This is a genomic window from Aquisediminimonas profunda (genome assembly GCF_019443285.1).
Lineage (GTDB): Bacteria > Pseudomonadota > Alphaproteobacteria > Sphingomonadales > Sphingomonadaceae > Aquisediminimonas > Aquisediminimonas profunda.
In genome coordinates this window covers 1,789,543-1,807,388 of the sequence record NZ_CP080327.1, presented here as the reverse complement: position 1 = coordinate 1,807,388, position 17,846 = coordinate 1,789,543, and the positions used below count along the sequence as shown (strand labels likewise).

At 58.2% G+C, this 17,846-nt stretch carries 15 protein-coding genes; 7 read left to right on the top strand and 8 right to left on the bottom strand.

The window, feature by feature from the left end; genetic code table 11:
* The first annotated feature begins 18 nt into the window (after positions 1-18).
* The gene (locus K0O24_RS08970; RefSeq protein ID WP_219892414.1) at positions 19-2,742 is read left to right on the top strand and encodes an ATP-dependent DNA helicase; all 2,724 of its coding nucleotides are present in this window, start codon (positions 19-21) and stop codon (positions 2,740-2,742) included.
* On the top strand, positions 2,739-3,281 hold the full coding sequence (locus K0O24_RS08965; RefSeq protein WP_219892413.1) for a SixA phosphatase family protein: 543 nt from the start codon (positions 2,739-2,741) through the stop codon (positions 3,279-3,281). The genes K0O24_RS08970 and K0O24_RS08965 overlap by 4 nt, the downstream gene beginning before the upstream one ends.
* 11 nt (positions 3,282-3,292) lie before the next feature.
* On the opposite strand, the gene K0O24_RS08960 is transcribed toward K0O24_RS08965, so the two are convergent.
* Together K0O24_RS08960 and wecB are read right to left on the bottom strand one after the other, a co-directional pair.
* A complete protein-coding gene (locus tag K0O24_RS08960) occupies positions 3,293-4,597 on the bottom strand; it encodes an NRAMP family divalent metal transporter (RefSeq protein ID WP_219892412.1) in 1,305 nt (434 codons plus the stop codon).
* A gap of 91 nt (positions 4,598-4,688) precedes the next feature.
* The gene (wecB, locus tag K0O24_RS08955; RefSeq protein ID WP_281421630.1) at positions 4,689-5,792 is read right to left on the bottom strand and encodes a non-hydrolyzing UDP-N-acetylglucosamine 2-epimerase; all 1,104 of its coding nucleotides are present in this window, start codon (positions 5,790-5,792) and stop codon (positions 4,689-4,691) included.
* 196 nt (positions 5,793-5,988) lie between these two features.
* Here wecB and K0O24_RS08950 point away from each other — a divergent pair, with 196 nt between their 5' ends.
* Positions 5,989-6,984, top strand: a complete 996-nt coding sequence (locus tag K0O24_RS08950; protein ID WP_219892410.1) for an NAD-dependent epimerase/dehydratase family protein — start codon at positions 5,989-5,991, stop codon at positions 6,982-6,984.
* A gap of 4 nt (positions 6,985-6,988) precedes the next feature.
* On the opposite strand, the gene K0O24_RS08945 is transcribed toward K0O24_RS08950, so the two are convergent.
* The 3 genes from K0O24_RS08945 to K0O24_RS08935 all read right to left on the bottom strand — a co-directional run bounded on the left by K0O24_RS08945 (position 6,989) and on the right by K0O24_RS08935 (position 9,745).
* Positions 6,989-8,419, bottom strand: a complete 1,431-nt coding sequence (locus K0O24_RS08945) for a coniferyl aldehyde dehydrogenase (RefSeq protein WP_246610938.1) — start codon at positions 8,417-8,419, stop codon at positions 6,989-6,991.
* A gap of 67 nt (positions 8,420-8,486) precedes the next feature.
* Positions 8,487-9,209, bottom strand: coding sequence for a prepilin peptidase (locus tag K0O24_RS08940; RefSeq protein WP_281421629.1), 723 nt, complete (start codon positions 9,207-9,209; stop codon positions 8,487-8,489).
* Positions 9,210-9,238: 29 nt separating this feature from the next.
* Positions 9,239-9,745, bottom strand: a complete 507-nt coding sequence (locus K0O24_RS08935; protein ID WP_219892409.1) for an SH3 domain-containing protein — start codon at positions 9,743-9,745, stop codon at positions 9,239-9,241.
* A gap of 95 nt (positions 9,746-9,840) precedes the next feature.
* Between K0O24_RS08935 and K0O24_RS08930 the strand changes: the two genes are divergently transcribed.
* Positions 9,841-11,133 carry an ammonium transporter gene (locus K0O24_RS08930; protein ID WP_219892408.1) on the top strand — a complete coding sequence of 431 codons (1,293 nt, stop codon included), beginning with the start codon at positions 9,841-9,843 and terminating at the stop codon, positions 11,131-11,133.
* On the opposite strand, the gene dnaJ is transcribed toward K0O24_RS08930, so the two are convergent.
* Both dnaJ and dnaK read right to left on the bottom strand, forming a co-directional pair.
* Positions 11,130-12,248, bottom strand: coding sequence for a molecular chaperone DnaJ (gene dnaJ, locus K0O24_RS08925; RefSeq protein WP_219892407.1), 1,119 nt, complete (start codon positions 12,246-12,248; stop codon positions 11,130-11,132). The genes K0O24_RS08930 and dnaJ overlap by 4 nt on opposite strands.
* A 50-nt stretch (positions 12,249-12,298) precedes the next feature.
* Positions 12,299-14,194 carry a molecular chaperone DnaK gene (gene dnaK / locus K0O24_RS08920; protein WP_219892406.1) on the bottom strand — a complete coding sequence of 632 codons (1,896 nt, stop codon included), beginning with the start codon at positions 14,192-14,194 and terminating at the stop codon, positions 12,299-12,301.
* Between the two features lie 153 nt (positions 14,195-14,347).
* Between dnaK and K0O24_RS08915 the strand changes: the two genes are divergently transcribed.
* Together K0O24_RS08915 and K0O24_RS08910 are read left to right on the top strand one after the other, a co-directional pair.
* A complete protein-coding gene (locus K0O24_RS08915) occupies positions 14,348-14,797 on the top strand; it encodes a copper chaperone PCu(A)C (RefSeq protein WP_219892405.1) in 450 nt (149 codons plus the stop codon).
* Positions 14,797-15,255, top strand: a complete 459-nt coding sequence (locus tag K0O24_RS08910; RefSeq protein WP_219892404.1) for a vgr related protein — start codon at positions 14,797-14,799, stop codon at positions 15,253-15,255. Before K0O24_RS08915 ends, K0O24_RS08910 begins: the two co-directional genes overlap by 1 nt.
* On the opposite strand, the gene K0O24_RS08905 is transcribed toward K0O24_RS08910, so the two are convergent.
* Positions 15,256-15,771 carry a GNAT family N-acetyltransferase gene (locus K0O24_RS08905; protein WP_219892403.1) on the bottom strand — a complete coding sequence of 172 codons (516 nt, stop codon included), beginning with the start codon at positions 15,769-15,771 and terminating at the stop codon, positions 15,256-15,258.
* 120 nt (positions 15,772-15,891) lie between these two features.
* On the opposite strand from K0O24_RS08905, the gene K0O24_RS08900 reads away from it, so the two are divergent.
* Positions 15,892-17,805 carry a potassium transporter Kup gene (locus K0O24_RS08900; protein WP_246610936.1) on the top strand — a complete coding sequence of 638 codons (1,914 nt, stop codon included), beginning with the start codon at positions 15,892-15,894 and terminating at the stop codon, positions 17,803-17,805.
* The last annotated feature ends 41 nt before the right edge of the window (positions 17,806-17,846 follow it).

Below are 17,846 nucleotides of genomic sequence, written 5' to 3'. Positions count from 1 at the left end.
CTGGGCCATGTCGCCCAAGTGAGTGAGCCCCTAGCCTATCCAGCCCTTCATGCAAGCCATGCCGGCATCTGGATTTCAACGGCAGATGGCGTGGTCAAGCCCGTTGGGCGGGGTGAGGCAATCGCGCGAGCCGCCGAAACGCCGATGATTTTGCTCAATGCCCCCTTGATCGGGGAACGGCTTGGCTATCCCGAAATTTCGGGATTGGACTTGCTTGAACTCTTTGCGTTCATCCATCCTGCCAAGTTCATGGTCCCAACGCCCAAGGGACTGGCGACCGCAATCGGACTTGAACCACCTGACGATGATCAGGGCGCAGCCCAGATGCTGCACCGCGCCGCGAGCGAACTCTTGTCGCATCTTGAAAGGCCGGACTGGTTTGAACGCGAAGGGGCATGGGCTTCTGCAGCATCGCTCAGCAGGCTGCGCTGGCCTTGGGGGCAGGTTTTGGAAACACGCATCGCCAAGCCGGCACAGGCGGAGCGCTGGCTCTTCTCCAAACTTCCAGAATGGCAGGAGACCTCTGCCCGCCCTGCCCCGCATCCGATCATCCTGAATACAGGCGATGTCGTTGCGCGTCTCGACAGCTTGACTGGCCATGGCGCGGAAGAACGCCCGGGCCAACGCGATTATGCGCTCGCGGCGATTGATGCGTTCTCCCCCCGCCAACGCAGGGATGCACCCAATGTGGTCCTTGCCGAAGCCGGCACCGGGATCGGCAAGACGCTGGGCTACCTCTCGCCAGCGTCTGTCTGGGCAGAGCAGGCCGGCGGAGCCGTGTGGATTTCGACCTTCACCAAGGCGCTGCAACGGCAGCTGGATGCCGAGAGCATGCGACTGTATCCAGACCCTGCCCAGCGGCGCGCGAAAGTTGTGGTGCGCAAAGGTCGTGAAAACTATCTTTGCCTGCTCAACCTTGAAGATGCACTCCAGGGCGGATTTGCAGGTCGCGCTGCCATTCTTGCGCAGCTTGTCGCCCGCTGGGCTGCTTATACCAAGGATGGCGACATGGTGGGCGGAGACCTGCCAGGCTGGCTGCCGACGCTGTTCCGGCGCAACGGGGCGACCGCGCTGACCGACCGGCGTGGCGAGTGTGTTTATGCCGGTTGTCCACATTACCGGAAATGCTTCATCGAACGCGCGTCGCGGGCATCGGCGCAAGCCGACCTTGTGATCGCCAATCATGCGCTAGTGATGGTCAATGCAGCTCGCGGACGTGAGGCGGGCAACGCGCCCACCCGGATTGTGTTCGATGAAGGGCATCACATCGCCGAAGCGGCTGATTCCATGTTTGCGGCCGCACTCACCGGGCAAGAGGCAATCGAGCTCCGCCGCTGGATAATTGGCCCTGAGGGCCGGTCTCGCGGACGCAGGCGGGGCTTGGCAGCGCGCCTTGCCGATGTTTCGAGCTATGACGAAGAGGGTGGCAACGCGATCTCTGCAGCGGCCCATGCGGCAACAGCGCTTCCTGCGGACGGCTGGCTCCAGCGAATTGCAGAGGGCGCGCCGTTTGGCCCTGTTGAAGCAATGCTCGCGGCTGTGCGTGGCCAGGTTTATGCCCGCGCCGATGCAGAGGATGCAGGATATGGCCTCGAGACCGAAGCAGCCGGGCTCGACGGACCAACAATCGCAGCCGTCGAACCAGCGCTTGTGGCACTTGATGCCCTGCTCCGTCCGCTCGTCATCCTTGGGCGGCGGTTGGAGGCTGTACTTGAAGACGCACCCGACTGGCTCGATGGCCAGGCTCGTGCGCGGATCGATGGCGCCATTTCCAGCCTCGGCTGGAGGCGCGATGCGCTTTCGGCCTGGCTTTCGATGCTTTCCAGGCTTGGTGGTCCGGCCGATCCGGACTTTGTCGACTGGCTTGCAGTCGACCGGATCGAGGGGCGCGAGGTCGATATCGGGCTCCATCGCCACTGGCTCGATCCGACCCGACCCTTCGCGCAGGCAGTACTCAAGCCAGCCCACGGCGCCCTCATTACGTCTGCAACGCTGCGAAGCGGGGAAGAATGGGCAGCGGCAGAAGCGCGCACCGGAACCCGTCACCTTGATGCACCGGTCCACCACTTCGCTTCTGCAAGCCCTTTCGACTATGCGAAACAGTCAGCCGTCCTTATTGTCACGGACATCAAGCGCGGCGATATTCCGCAACTCGCTGGTGCCTATGCAAGGCTGATCTCAGCGGCAGGTGGCGGAACGCTTGGCCTATTTACAGCGATCAGGAGGTTGCGCGCCGTCCATGCGCGCATCGCCGATCGGCTGGCGCGCGACGGGCTGCCCCTGTACGCCCAGCATGTCGATCCCATCGACACCGGAACGCTGGTCGACATCTTCAGGGACGATCCTCGGGCAAGCCTTCTTGGCACGGATGCCTTGCGCGACGGGGTCGATGTCCCGGGTGACTCGCTCCGCCAGGTCATCATGGAAGGTGTGCCCTGGCCAAAGCCGACCGTCCTCCATGCGGCGCGCAAGGCTGCAAATGGAGGCTCCGCCTATGATGACCGCATCATCAGGGCCCGACTTGCACAGGCTTTTGGCCGCCTGATACGTCGGGCCGACGACCAAGGCGTGTTTGTAATTTTATCTTCCGCAATGCCGTCGCGCCTGCTGACCGCCTTTCCGCCAGGAACTCCAATCCAGCGGGTCACGCTTGATGAAGCCATCGTCCGCGTGAAAGATCTGACATCTGCACGACCCCGTCTTTCCTCCAGCGCACAAATGGGGCATCACAGCATCCCATGAAGACGCTGACCCTGTTTCGCCATGGCAAATCCGGCTGGGATTCGCCCGTTTCCCGCGATTTTGACCGCCCGATCAATGAACGAGGAAGCAAAGGATCCAAGCTGATCGGCGAACATGCGCTGGCGCTTGGCCTGCACTGGGATCATGTGGTTTCGTCACCGGCGGTGCGCTGCACCGAGACCCTTGACGCGTTCTGGGACGGCTATGGTCACATCCTGCATCCCAACTGGGATCGCAGAATCTATCTCGCGTCAGGCGCAACCCTGCTTGATGTCGTGCATGACCTGCCCGCAGATGCCGCCAAGGTCATGATGTGCGGCCACAATCCCGGGCTTGAAGACCTGGCGCTTATGCTCATCCCGGATGTTCGCGGCGACGAATTGCGTGACGAGCTTGAAGCCAAGTTCCCCACTGCCAGCTTGGCGGAATTGCAATTCGATGTTGAAAAATGGGGTGACATCAAGGAAGGCAGCGGTCGCATCACGCGCTTCATAAGGCCGCGAGATCTGGATGCGGCCCTAGGGCCTGAACAGGATTGATGGGTCCACCTTCAGACAACTGAAGCAAAGAAGATGATCGTTGCGACAAACATGACGATCGTCGCTCCCCAACCAAGTGCCGCCGACCGCCGCGAAAGCGTGAGACGGCCCATTGCGCGGGGATTGCGGACTATCAGCATCATGACCAGCATCAGGGGAGCGGCAAGCACGCCATTCACGACCGCGGCCCAATAGAGGGCCCGAACCGGATCGATTCCAACAATGTTGAGTGAAGCGCCGGCAAGCGTCGTCGCCGCGATTGTCCCATAAAACAGCCGCGCGCTGAGTGGTTTGGAATCGAGACTGCCTGCGACGCCCGCCATCTCCGTCACGGCATAAGCAGCTGAACCGGCGAGCACGGGCACAGCAAGCAAGCCTGTCCCAATGATCCCCAGTGCAAACATTGCAAAGGCGAACTGACCGGCAATCGGACGCAGAGCTTCTGCGGCCTGAGCAGACGTCGCAATATCACGTATGCCGTGCGCGTGGAGTGTCGCCGCGGTCGCAAAGACGATGGCCAACGACACAATGCTGCTAAATGCCATGCCGGTCAGCGTATCCATCCGTATGCGCGCAAGCTCGGGTCCAGCATCCTTTGGCGTGATGCACAAGGGCTTGGCGTGATGGCGATGTTGCTCTTCGACTTCCTGACCAGCCTGCCAGAAGAAAAGATAGGGGCTGATTGTTGTTCCAAGAATTGCAACGAGGGCGGTTGCATAGGCCGAAGTCCACTGAATTTCGGGCACCAGCAGGGATTTCAATGCGCGCGCCCAGGGTACGCCCGCGACGGCAACCACTGCGACATAAGTAAACAGGGAAAGTGTCGTCCATTTGAGGATCGACGCATATCGCGGATAGCTGAGGACCACTTCAAGGACAACACAGAGGATACCGAAGGCCAGCGTGTAAAAGACGATATTGCCGCCAACCAACAAGGCAAAGGCGGCGCCCATCGCGCTCAGATCCGCCCCAAGGTTCACGATATTGGCAATCAGAAGGAGGGTCACAATCGACCAGAGCAGCGGCCTTGGATAGTGTCGCCTCAAATTGCGGGCGATGCCTGCACCTGTCACTCGACCGATTTCCGCCGACACTTCCTGAATGGCAACCATCAAGGGGAAACTCAGTACAAACGTCCAGGCCAAGCCATAGCCGAATTCCGCACCGACCTGGCTATGGGTGCCAATACCGCTCGGATCATCGTCAGCCGCACCTGTTATCAGGCCCGGCCCAAGTCGGCGAAGGAAGCTGCCGAGTCCGCCACCTTGCCCCGGTCTCTCTGGAGCGACACTTTCGGGTTCGGGTCCGGCGTTCATTCGTCTTCCCTTCCATCTCGCGCAGGCATTCTCAATTGCGGAGAAACACCTATAGCTCCAGGTCGATCGTGAGCACCCCCCAATACCGCGGTCAGAGCTTACTAACCACAATACTGGCGATCCGTTCCGCTGCTCGGCCGTCTCCATAGGGATTGTGGGCACGCGCCATGGCGCCATAAGCAAGGGGATCGTCCAGCAGCCTGAATGTTTCGCTGACGATGCGATTGCGGTCAGTGCCGACGAGCAAAGCTGTTCCCGCGACCACGCCTTCAGGTCTCTCCGTCGTTTCCCGCATAACCAGTACGGGCTTGCCGAGGGCCGGGGCCTCTTCCTGAATACCGCCAGAGTCCGTCAGCACCAGATCGGCCAAGCCCAGAAGCCGAACAAAATTTGGATAATCTAGCGGTTCGATCACTGCCACATTGTCCAGTCCAGCCAAAGTCGCTTCGATTTGCGGGCGGACGTTCGGATTAGGATGCATGGGCAGGATAATTGCAACATCCTGACGAACTGCAATATCGGCAAGAGCACCGGCGATACTGGCCATCCCATGACCAAAATTCTCCCGCCGATGTGCAGTGACCGCGATGATCCTTCGACCAGCATAGCGCTCTGCCAGGGGATCCAGGCTTGACGCGCAGGGTGGCCGCCTTGCGATCAGATCCGCCGTCGCGAGCAGGGCATCGATCACGGTGTTCCCAGTGACGTGGATAGTCTCCGCCGCAACATTTTCTGCCATCAAAGCATCACGTGAGACCTGCGTCGGGGCGAAGTGAAGGTCTGCGATCACCCCGGTGATCTTACGGTTCACTTCTTCCGGCCAAGGCTGGTAGATGTCGCCGCTCCTCAGTCCAGCCTCGACATGGCCAACCGGGATCTTTCGGAAATAGGCTGCAATCGATGCCGCCATCGTTGTCAAAGTGTCCCCATGAACCAGCACACGAGAGGGCTTTTCGCGATCAAAGGCATCCCCAAGACCGCTCACGAGCCGCGCGATAAGGCTATCAAGTGACTGGTGAGCGTGCATGAGATCGAGATCGACGTCGGCAGAAATTCCGACCAAATCGAGCACCTGGTCAAGCAAACCGCGATGCTGCGCCGTCACGATCACGCGCGTTTCGATCTCGGCATAAATGCGTAGCGCATGAACCAACGGAAACATCTTGATTGCTTCTGGCCGCGTTCCGAAAACCAACGCGACAACAGGTCGAGCGCGGCGAACCACTCTCAAGGGTGCCGCTGTGCTGACAATGGGGCGACATTGATGCTGGCCATAATGATTTAGACCCGTCCGGGGAAATTTCGGATGCGCGAAAGGTATCGGAAAGGAAATCTCTCCTATCGCCGCGTTTTGGGATATGGCCGCTTGCGAATTGGCAAAAGGACGAAGCATGACGATTCTCATCACAGGGGCAGCTGGCTTTATCGGCCACGGCCTGGCCGAGCGATTGCTTGCCCGGGGAGATTCTGTCGTCGGCATCGACAACATGAACAGCTATTATGATCCAGCCTTGAAGCAGGCGCGGCTGGATAATCTCACGAGCAGATTTGGCGATCGATTTACATTCAGGCGGGTTGATTTTTCCGACCATCAGGCGCTGGACGATGCTCTGGGCAAGGATGAAATTCGCTCGATCGCGCATCTTGGTGCGCAGCCCGGTGTGCGCTACTCGATTGAAAATCCTCGTGCCTACGCGCAGTCAAACCTGGTCGGCCATTTGAACATACTCGAGGTGGCTCGCCAGCGCAGCTTGCCGATGGTGTATGCGTCAAGCTCTTCAGTTTATGGCGGGAACCATAACCTGCCGTTTCAGATTTCAGATCGCGTAGATCATCCCATTTCACTTTATGCGGCAACCAAGCGCGCCGACGAGCTTATAAGCGAAACCTATTCCCACCTCTATCGTATTCCCTTGACCGGACTAAGGTTCTTTACCGTTTACGGTCCCTGGGGCCGCCCCGAAATGGCGGTGTGGATGTTTACGCGAAACATTTTGGAAGGTCGCCCGATTACAGTCTTTAACAAAGGCCAGATGAAGCGCGACTTCACCTATATTGACGACATCATTTCAGGCGTTGCCGCCGCCCTGGACAATCCGCCGCTTGATGATGGCTTGACAAAGCCGGGCGGCAGCAAGGCACCGCACCGGCTTTACAACATTGGCAACAACCGGTCCGAAGCACTGATGGATCTGATCGCCACGATCGAAAATGCATGCGGCAAGAAGGCCGAGATCGACTTTCAGCCGATGCAGCCAGGCGACGTTTACGAGACCCATGCCGATATCGACGATATTGCCCGCGATCTCGGATATGCGCCAACCACGCCGATTTCGATCGGCATTCCGCGTTTCGTCACATGGTATCGCCAATATCGCGGACTCTAGCGCCCTAGACTTTCAGATCGCGTGCAATCGTTTTTCGTGTTGCATCGCTATAGGGCGGCATGAAGCCAGCAAGCTTTGCGACGTTGATCTTCGGCTGATGATAAATGCTCTTGGCATGACTGAACGTCTTGAAGCCGTCATGACCATGATATGCGCCCATCCCGGATGGCCCGACGCCCCCAAAGGGCAATTCTTCCATCGATACGTGGAAGACAACGTCGTTCACGGTGACGCCGCCTGAGATCGTCCGATCAAGCACGCTGCGCTTTTCGCTTTCTTCTTCACCGAAATAATAAAGGCCGAGCGGTCGGTCATGCGCGTTTACATAATCTATGGCTTCTTCCACTCGCTCATAGGTCTTGATTGGAAGCACGGGCCCGAAGATCTCTTCCTGCATGACCTTCATGTCATCTGTCGGGTTGCGCACGAGATAGAGCGGCATCTTGTTCCCGTTCGAGGAAGCAAAGTCTTCATTTGCCGGATTGACTTCAACGACCTCTGCCCCTTTCGCCCGAGCATCGTCGAGATAGCCGTTGAGCCTATCACGATGCCGGCTGTTCATGACCGAAGTATAGTCTGGATTGTCAAGCAACGTCGGGTACATGACCGATACAGCCTTCTTCATGCCCTCAACCACCATCTCCTCTTTTTCGCGGGGGACCATCAGATAGTCAGGCGCTAGGCAAATCTGCCCGGCGTTCATCATCTTGCCGAGCGCAATGCGCTGCGTCGCAGCACCGACATCGGCAGACCGGCCAATGATTGTGGGCGATTTTCCACCCAACTCGAGCGTCACAGGCGTCAGGTTATCTGCGGCCGCATGAAGGATATGCTTGCCAATGCCGGTCGCTCCGGTGAACAGCAGATGATCGAACGGCAATTCGGCGAAGGCCTTGCCCACGTCAGGGCCGCCACTTATGAACAAGGCTTCGGTCGCATCAAAATATTTCGGACCCACCTCTTCGAACAGTGCAGCTACGGTTGGCGTATATTCGGATGACTTGACCATGACGCGATTGCCGGCGGCAAAGGCTCCGGCAATTGGCCCCATCGTGAGCTGCACAGGGAAGTTCCAGGGCGAGATGATGCCAACGACACCTTTCGGCTGAAATTCGATTATTCCCTTTGCGCCGAGAAGGCCGAGCGGGAAATCCAGCTTGCGACGGTCCGGCCTCATCCACTTGTCCAGGCTCTTGCTCGAATGTTTGAGCGTGCGGATCGACGCAGTGATATCCGTGATCCAGCTCTGCTCCGCACTCCGGTGGCCAAAGTCTTCCGACATCGCATCCACGAAGGCCTGACCATGATCCACCAGCATGGCTACGGCGCGTTTGAGGCGATCCTTGCGCACAGCAGCTGACACTGGAAGTTCTGCAGTAAACGCATCTCTCTGCGCCTTTACGGCTGCAAGCATCTGGTCCTTGGTTAATGTCATCTTCCGCTCCCGAAAATCAGGTTTCTGTTTGCAATGAGATATGGCCTCGACTGTAACGGAGAGCAAGTTATTGCTGGAGAATCCAGGCAGGAAATGCTGCAAAGGCCAGCAGAGCTCCCAGAGGTAAGCGATCCGCAAGCTGGACTTTGTTCCCACCTGCCAAGCGAAAGGCCACGAAGAGCAATCCAACGGTGCAGGCCCCGACAAGGATGAGCGGAAGCGACTGCCAACCAAGCATGGCACCCAATGCGCCGAACAGCTTCGCGTCGCCCGCGCCAAGGCCTTCGCGCTTGCGCAAGCGGCGATAGGATAGGGCGACAATCGCAAGCGCCGCATAACCGCCTAGCGCCCCGAAGAGGCGGTCTGGTCCAGACGGGGCGAGGCCCAACCACCAGGACGCGATTGACAACAATATCAAGACAAGGACCAGCCGGTCCGGCAACCAAAAATGCCGAAGGTCAAGCGCCGCAAGTGCCACCAGAATCCAGCCAAACAAGGCGCCTACCGCTCCGGAGACACCCGGCGAAATGGCAAAGCTTACGGCACCGATCAATGCGCAAAGGCCTTCAACGGCGGGATGAACTCGATCAATCTGGCTGCCACAGCTCCGGCACCGACCGCGCGACCAAAACCAGCTGGCAAGAGGAATGAGTTCTGTGACTTCCAGGCGCCTGCCACAATTCTCGCAAGCTGACCGGCCGGCGACAATCGTTTCGCCCCGTGGCCAGCGCAAGATCACTGTTGCCAGAAAGCTTCCCGCTATCAATCCGAGCGTGCCGCCGACCGACACCCAAGCCCATAGAGGAATGTACTCGGAAATCAGGGCTCGCGCTCGTCCGGATCAACGCCCCAGAGCGCTGAGGCCTCAAGATATCCCAACTTTCCCTTTATATCCATTTTGCACCAGCCACGGCGGCATTCGCTGAGCTTTCCGACTACTCCCGGCTCAACGCGCCAAACAATTCGGGCAGCGCTGTTCGGGGCTTCGCGGAGCGCCCTGACCTGCCCCTTGACAACAAGACCGGCGCGTTCGTCGCTCAGGAGATTGGCCTGCATCCATCCCTTCTCTCCGTCGGGATCTTCGATCTTGCGCCAATTCGGATACGTCTCGATCACCCTGACGGGGAGCCCGGCGCGCTGGTAAAGCCAGCTGGCCGGGAATTGCCGTCCGGGCCCCGTGCGCATGCGCGCCTGCCCGGGCAAGATTGAGGCCCAATATGGCGTCTTCTTCTGTGCGACGGCTTGTGACGCCGGTGACAAGAGTATTGCTGCTGCCGCGACCAGCATCGCAGGACGCTTCATGACGCCGATAATCCCTAAATCCATGATCGGTGGCTTGTGCCAAAATCCGGGCTACGCTTCAAGGTTGAAGCCGTTGCCTGCTTCGCCTAGCAGGGCCACAAGAGAAATGGGGAGGAAATATGGGGGCAGCAAGATTTATTGCGGCATTGGCTCTGGCATCATGCGTGGCGAGCCCAGCGGTCGCTCAGCCGATTGTCGTTTCCGATAGTGGTGATACGGCCTGGATCCTCGTCGCATCTGCACTTGTCCTGTTAATGACGATACCGGGATTGGCCCTTTTTTATGGCGGGCTGGTTCGGGCCCGGAACGTTCTTTCTGTCGTGATGCAGTGCTTTGTCATCGTATGCACCGTGTCCCTTCTCTGGGCGGTCCTGGGGTACAGCCTTGTCTTTGGCGAAGGCAATCAGTGGATCGGCGGTACAAGCAATGCATTTCTGGCAAATCTCGGTGATTTGCGTGCGGGAACCACGCTCCCGGAAAGCGCATTTGCACTCTTCCAGATGACATTCGCCGTAATCACGCCTGCACTTGTGATCGGGGCATTCGTAGAGCGCATACGGTTCGGCTGGGTGGTCGCATTCAGCGTGATCTGGACTCTACTTGTCTATATTCCGGTTGCACGTTCAGTCTGGGGTGGAGGCTGGCTTTCCGGCCTTGGCGCCATGGATTTTGCCGGCGGTATTGTGGTCCACACGACAGCAGGCATCGCCGCTCTCGTTATTGCCTTGAAGGTGGGTGAACGGAGAGGTTTCAACAAATCATTGCTCCCTCCACATAGTCCCGCTCTCACTATGGTTGGCGCGGGACTGCTCTGGTTTGGATGGTATGGCTTCAATGGCGGCTCCGCCTTGTCGGCCAGTGGCGATGCTGCTTCTGCCATTCTGAACACGCATATGGCGGCCTGTGCAGCTGCACTTGTCTGGATCCTGCTGGAACGCGTGAAGATCGGAAAGCCGACGTCGATTGGTATCGTGACCGGCGCCGTCGCTGGGCTGGCGACTGTGACGCCAGCGGCTGGCTATGTTGGCTTGTCAGGAGCAATCATTCTGGGACTGCTCGGCGGATTTGTCTGCTTCTTTGCAGTCCAGTTGGTCAAACAGACTTGGAAGGTGGACGATTCCCTTGATGTGTTTGCAGTGCACGGCGTCGGCGGAATGCTTGGGTCAATCTTCTTTCCCCTCTTCATGTCCCGGTCAATCGGCGGCATTGGTTTCGCAGAAAGCCAGACATTGACCAGCCAATTGGGTGCGCAAGCGCTTGCTGTCAGCATCGTCGCAGTCTGGACGGGGCTGGTCACATGGTTGATCTGCATTGCAAGCAATGTGGTGCTGCCCATGCGCGTGGACGAAGAGGCGGAACATGATGGGCTCGACCTCTCCAGCCACGGCGAACGCGGCTGGGAGCTCGACTAAGTCAGTTCGTCCCACATGTTCTTGAGCTTGGTGAAGAAGCCGGCTGTTTGCGGGCATTCTTCGCCAGTCTCCGTTTTGCGAAACGCTTCAAGCAATTCGCGCTGCTCAGCGGTCAACTTTGTGGGAGTCTCGACCTCGATCTGAACAACCAGATCGCCGGTCCCGCGCCCGTTCAGGACCGGCATGCCTGCGCCGCGCTGGCGAAGTTGCTTGCCGGACTGAATGCCGGCCGGGATACGGATTTCGTGAGGTGTGCGATCCAGACCGGGAACCGTAATGGTGCCGCCCAGCGCGGCCGTCGTGAAACTGATTGGCGCACGGGCGAACAACGTCGTTCCTTCGCGCTGAAAGAGCTGGTGGCGCTCAAGATGCAGGAAGATATAGAGATCGCCAGCAGGTGCACCGCGTTCACCAGCCTCGCCTTCGCCCGAAAGGCGAATTCTCGTCCCATCATCAACACCGCGCGGGATGTTGACACTCAGGGTTTTTTCCTTGTCGACGCGGCCGCTCCCGCGGCAGGTTGTGCAGGGATCGGAGAGAACCTGGCCCGCGCCCCGGCAACTGGCGCAAGGCCGCTCAACCACAAAGAAGCCTTGCTGCGTGCGCACCTTGCCATGGCCGCCACACGTCCCGCATGTCTTGGCTGACGTCCCGGGCTTTGCCCCGGAACCACCACACGGATCGCAGACGGCTGAAACTTCGACACGGATCTCGGTTTCCTTGCCGTGAAAACTGTCTTCAAGAGTGATTTCAAGATCGTAGCGCAGGTCCGCCCCACGCTGGGGACCGCGCTGGCGGCCGCGACCGCCGCCCATGAATTCACCAAATATATTGTCGAATATATCTGAAAAACCGCCAAAATCCTGAGGCCCGGCGCCGCCGCCATTCTGGAATGCGGCCTTGCCATACTGGTTGTAGGCGGCGCGCTTCTGAGGGTCCTTCAGGACATCATAAGCTTCGCTGATTGCCTTGAATCGGGCTTCTGAATCCTTGCATCCGGGATTCTTGTCCGGATGGTAGCGCATGGCGAGCTTGCGATATGAGGATTTGATCGCTCCGTCATCGGCGGTGCGTTCGACCTCCAGCAATTCATAATAGTCGTCAGGCAGAGACATGGAACCCCCCGGAAAGATGCTCCCCGGGGAACAGCCCCGGGGAGTATTTCTCAGCCCTTGTTCTCGTCGACTTCGGAGAATTCGGCATCAACCACATCCTCATCCTTCGGCGCTTCCGCCTCGGGTGAGGCAGCAGCTGCCTGTTCCTTCTCATAAATTGCCTGACCAAGCTTCATTGCTGCCTGGGCAAGAGCCTGACCCTTCGCGGTCATCGCTGCGACATCGCCGCCTTCAACCGCGGTCTTCGCTTCGGCAATTGCAGCCTCAATCTCGGACCTGGTTGCCTCATCCACCTTGTCGCCATGCTCAGAAAGCTGGCGCTCCGTTGTATGGATCAGACTTTCGGCATTGTTCTTGGCCTCGGCCGCTTCACGACGCTTTTTGTCTTCTTCGGCAAACTGTTCTGCATCCTTGACCATCTGTTCGATGTCAGCGTCCGACAATCCGCCTGAGGCCTGGATCTTGATCTGCTGTTCCTTGCCGGTGCCCTTGTCCTTGGCATGGACGGAAACAATGCCGTTCGCGTCGATATCGAACGTCACCTCAATCTGTGGAACACCGCGGGGTGCTGGCGGAATGCCAACCAGATCAAACTGGCCGAGCATCTTGTTGTCTGCCGCCATTTCACGTTCACCCTGGAAAACCCGGATCGTCACCGCCTGCTGATTGTCTTCGGCAGTTGAATAGACCTGGCTCTTCTTCGTCGGGATCGTCGTGTTGCGATCAATCATTCGGGTGAAGACGCCACCAAGCGTCTCGATACCGAGTGAAAGCGGGGTCACGTCAAGCAAGAGGACATCCTTGACGTCACCCTGCAAAACACCGGCCTGAATGGCAGCGCCCATAGCCACGACTTCGTCCGGATTCACGCCCGTGTGCGGTTCCTTGCCGAAAAATTCCTTCACGACTTCGCGAACACGCGGCATGCGGGTCATCCCACCGACAAGCACAACCTCTGCAATGTCTGCAGCCTTTACACCAGCGTCTGCCAATGCCTTTTTGCAAGGATCAAGGGTCCGTTTGATCAACCCTTCGACCATCTTTTCAAGGTCGGCACGCGTGATTGCCTTAACAAGGTGCTTTGGTCCGGTAGCATCCGCCGTGATGAATGGCAGGTTGACCTCGGTCGTTGCTGCAGAAGACAATTCGATCTTGGCCTTTTCCGCAGCTTCCTTGAGCCGCTGAAGAGCCAGCTTGTCTTGCGTCAGGTCGATGCCTTCGGCCTTCTTGAATTCCGCCGCAAGGAATTCGACGATTGTCGCGTCAAAGTCTTCACCGCCGAGGAAGGTGTCGCCGTTGGTCGACTTCACTTCGAACACGCCATCGCCGATTTCGAGGACCGAAATATCGAACGTGCCGCCACCAAGGTCATAGACGGCAATCAGCTTCCCGTCGTTCTTTTCAAGGCCGTAGGCGAGCGCAGCCGCAGTCGGCTCGTTGATGATACGCAATACTTCCAGGCCCGCGATCTGGCCTGCATCCTTGGTTGCCTGGCGCTGTGCATCGTTGAAGTAAGCGGGAACCGTGATGACCGCCTGTGTCACCGTCTCGCCAAGATAGCTCTCGGCGGTTTCCTTCATCTTCTGAAGCGTGAAGGCAGAGATCTGCGACGGCGAATAATCTTCTCCGCCAGCCTTGACCCAGGCATCGCCAGTCTTTCCCTTGACGATCGCGTAGGGGACAAGGCCCATGTCCTTCTTCGTCATCGGATCATCAAAGCGTCGGCCAATCAGGCGCTTCACCGCAAAAATCGTGTTTTCCGGGTTGGTGACGGCCTGGCGCTTCGCAGGCTGGCCGATCAGGCGCTCACCATCCTTGGCAAAGGCCACGATCGACGGCGTCGTGCGTGCACCTTCGGCATTTTCAATAACCTTGGGCTTGCCGCCTTCCATCACTGCGACGCAGCTGTTTGTGGTGCCCAGATCGATCCCGATCACTTTTCCCATTTCAATCCCTCATTCCATTCAAGCAGACTAGGCCCGGTACCGCCCGCAAGGCACGGTAAGACCCGTGGTTCGAAGTGCGATATAGGTGTCGATTTGCTTGTCGCAAGGTTTTGAGACGATTAGTTGAGCGATTCAATTTCAAGGAGATACGCAATGCGCCCTTTTGCAGCGATGTCAGTAATACTTGCGCTTGCAGCCTGCCAGCAGTCGGCGCCGAAGGCTGCGAGCGTGGATAGCGCCTGGGTGCGCCTGCCTGCCGTCGCCGGACGGCCTGGTGCGGCCTATTTCACGATCCACGGCGGTGCAGTCGAAGATCGGCTGATGGCCGTCGGTTCGCCCCAGGCTATCCGGGCTGAAATGCATGACATGTCGATGGATGGCGGCGTCATGAAGATGGCGGCAATCGAAGGGGGGCTTGCCGTTCCGGCCAAGGGCGAAGTCGCTTTTACCAGCGGTGGCAAGCATGTCATGCTGTTCGACATCTCGCCACAGGCGCTGCCGGGAGGCAAGATGACGCTGACATTTACAATGGCAAGCGGGCAGAAGCTGGAGACGGAGGCTGCCGTCGTTGCAGCAGGCGATGAGGAACCGAAAGCACTCTGATGAGCAGCCGTTCCCTGACGGTGGCGGAAACAGTGCTGGCCCGAAGCGTCTTTGGCGATGCGATCGACTATTCAAGGGTCAAGGTCTTTGCGCGCAAATGGTGGCCGTTCCAACCGCGGCAGGTTGCCATGGCTCCGGATGGTAACCTCTGGCTCAGCCCCAAGGGCTCCCTCTATTGCGACGATTTCTGCCAAAGTCCGATTGAACGTCAGGGTCTGTTCATCCACGAAATGGCGCATGTCTGGCAGCATCAACAGGGCGTGAACCTGATTGTCAAAAGGCACCCGTTCTGCCGCTACGGCTATACCCTGCGCCCGGGATGGGCACTCCAGCGATATGGGATTGAGCAGCAGGCCGAGATCGTCCGCCATGCCTTCCTGCTCCGGAACGGTATCCATTTGGAGGGGAAGCCGCCTCTTGCCACTTACAGAAAAATGCTGCCCTTCAATATGGCCTGATCAGGACACGCCACTCAGCGGCAATTGCATGTAGACCGTATCGAGCCAGCGACCGAACTTGTGGCCCACGGATTTCATCCGCCCGGCATGCTCAAATCCAAGTTTTTGGTGAAGCCCGACTGACGCTGGTTCGCCACCACCAACAACGGCAATCATCTGTTTGAAGCCGCATTCACGCGCGCGATCGATCAGCTCGGTAAGCAGCAAGCGACCAATGCCCTGACCGATCCATTCGGGATGGAGGTAGATCGAGTTTTCGCATGTTGCAGCATAGGCCGGTCGATCACGAAACTGGGTCGCATAGGCATAGCCGAGCACTTTTCCATCCAATTCCGCGACAACAAATGGCCAGCCCTGTCCGGAAATCCAGCTTATCCGCTCAGCCGTTTCGGCCTCTGTGCGCGGCACAGTATCGAAGCTGGCCGTGCCATTCAGCACATGATGTGCATAAATGGATGCGATAGCGGGCGCGTCCTCGACCCAGGCCGAACGGATCGCGATTTTGGCGGATGTCATCTTGGCTCCACTTTCAAAGCAATTTTACGGAATTCTTACGCCGCCTCCCCGCATCTCACATAGATTTCTTATGCCAATGTGTGGCTGTTGCCGCCACCTGAAATGATTTGTGGTAGCTCGATGATCGACCATCAGGATTCAAGCAAGGCGAAAGTAGCGCCCTTGGCCGCACTGACAATCGGCGCGGTAGGTGTCGTGTTCGGAGATATCGGAACAAGCCCGCTCTATGCCTTTCGCGAGGCACTTGGCCAGACGGCAGGCGGCGGCATCAATGCGGCTGAAATTCTCGGCGTCCTCAGCCTCATGATCTGGGCTCTGATCCTTGTGGTGACCGTCAAATATGTCTCCTTTCTCATGCGTGCCGACAATAACGGTGAAGGTGGCGTGCTCTCGTTGATGGCGCTCGCAAAGCGCGCAACCGGAGGGTGGAAGAGTGTCATTGCCCTTGGCGCAGTTGGAGCGGCGCTCTTTTACGGCGATGCTATCATTACGCCGGCACTCTCCGTTCTTTCGGCGGTCGAGGGACTCCGGACCTTGCCAGGACTGGATGCGGCGCTGAGTGAGCGGAGCATCATGAATATTGCGCTTGCCATTCTAGTCGGGCTGTTCGCGATCCAATCGCGCGGAACGGCGAATGTATCTCGACTTTTCGGCCCTGTTTGCGCGATCTGGTTCCTCACAATTGGCGCGCTCGGTTTGCTGCATCTGTATGATGCGCCATCAATCCTGTTGGCGTTCAATCCGTCCTTGGGGGTGAGCTTCCTCCTTCAGCATGGCATGACCGGCCTGTTCGTCCTTGGGGCGGTGTTTCTGACTGTCACAGGAGCGGAGGCCTTGACGGCTGACATGGGTCATTTCGGCCGTTTGCCAATCAAACTCGGCTGGTTTCTGCTTGTCTTCCCTTCGCTTGTGCTGAATTACCTCGGCCAGGGGGCATTTGCGCTTGCGCAGTTGGGAGAAGCAACCGCCGCCGGCAAGACATTTGCCAACGCAGACTGGTTCTTCTTGATGGCGCCCGAACCAGTCCGGCCATGGGTCGTCGTTATCGCCACTCTAGCAACGATCATTGCCAGCCAGGCCGTGATCACCGGGGCCTATTCTCTTACCCAACAAGCGATTTCGCTAGGCTTGCTGCCGCGGCTCAAGATCCTGCAAACAAGCGAAGAGCATTTCGGCCAGATCTACGTACCGGTCATAAACTGGCTGCTTTTGGCTGGTGTTGCCGTCTTGATCATCCAGTTCCGCACCTCGACATCCATGGCGGCGGCTTATGGCATTGCTGTGACCGGGACGATGGTCGCCACCACCTGCCTTGCCTTCATTGTTCTTTGGAAGCTATGGAATTGGCGCCTTGCCTCTGCTCTGGCATTTATCGCTCCCTTCCTGTTGCTAGATCTCTTCTTTTTTGGGGCAAACATCCTGCGCGTCGTCGAAGGCGGATGGGTCCCGCTTGTTATCGCCTCAATCATCGGGCTGTTGATTCATATCTGGGTGAAGGGAAAGATCTTCCTTTCGAGAGAAACCCACTGGAACAGCGTTGGGATGATAGACCTGGCCAAGGCGCTCTCTGCCCGTCCACCCAGGCGCGTCGAGGGGACAGCAGTGTTCTTGACGTCTGAGCCGGAGGTTGCTCCTGTCGCGCTCCTCCACAACCTCAAGCATAACCGGATTCTCCACAATCAGAACATCATCCTGACCGTCCGTACTGTCACCAGGCCGCGGGTGGACGAAAGCGAAAGGGTGTCCGTCACGCCCATCGACGAAAATTTCAGCCAGGTGGAAATCACCTATGGTTATATGGAAGTCGCGGACGTCCCGAGCGATCTTTATCGAACCGGAAAGGTTCTGTCTGATCGCGGCGGTACATCCTTCTTTGTCGGGCGCAACATGCTATCCCCAAGCCGTGATGTCGGCCTGCCATTCTGGCAGGATCTGATCTTCATCTTCTTGCACAAGAACGCGTCCGACCCGACCGTTTACTATAACATTCCAATCAATCGTGTGATTGAAATGGGCTCCAGGGTAGAAGTTTGAACCTGCCTCATCGACGGCGACGACCTTTGGTGGGAATATTG

Bases quoted from the DNA above. Each gene is read 5' to 3' on its own strand.
- K0O24_RS08965 (WP_219892413.1), top strand. From the start codon at position 2,739: ATGAAGACGCTGACCCTGTTTCGCCATGGCAAATCCGGCTGGGATTCG.
- K0O24_RS08960 (WP_219892412.1), bottom strand. From the start codon at position 4,597: ATGAACGCCGGACCCGAACCCGAAAGTGTCGCTCCAGAGAGACCGGGG.
- K0O24_RS08950 (WP_219892410.1), top strand. From the start codon at position 5,989: ATGACGATTCTCATCACAGGGGCAGCTGGCTTTATCGGCCACGGCCTG.
- K0O24_RS08945 (WP_246610938.1), bottom strand. From the start codon at position 8,419: ATGACATTAACCAAGGACCAGATGCTTGCAGCCGTAAAGGCGCAGAGA.
- K0O24_RS08935 (WP_219892409.1), bottom strand. From the start codon at position 9,745: ATGGATTTAGGGATTATCGGCGTCATGAAGCGTCCTGCGATGCTGGTC.
- K0O24_RS08930 (WP_219892408.1), top strand. From the start codon at position 9,841: ATGGGGGCAGCAAGATTTATTGCGGCATTGGCTCTGGCATCATGCGTG.
- dnaJ (WP_219892407.1), bottom strand. From the start codon at position 12,248: ATGTCTCTGCCTGACGACTATTATGAATTGCTGGAGGTCGAACGCACC.
- dnaK (WP_219892406.1), bottom strand. From the start codon at position 14,194: ATGGGAAAAGTGATCGGGATCGATCTGGGCACCACAAACAGCTGCGTC.
- K0O24_RS08915 (WP_219892405.1), top strand. From the start codon at position 14,348: ATGCGCCCTTTTGCAGCGATGTCAGTAATACTTGCGCTTGCAGCCTGC.
- K0O24_RS08910 (WP_219892404.1), top strand. From the start codon at position 14,797: ATGAGCAGCCGTTCCCTGACGGTGGCGGAAACAGTGCTGGCCCGAAGC.
- K0O24_RS08905 (WP_219892403.1), bottom strand. From the start codon at position 15,771: ATGACATCCGCCAAAATCGCGATCCGTTCGGCCTGGGTCGAGGACGCG.
- K0O24_RS08900 (WP_246610936.1), top strand. From the start codon at position 15,892: ATGATCGACCATCAGGATTCAAGCAAGGCGAAAGTAGCGCCCTTGGCC.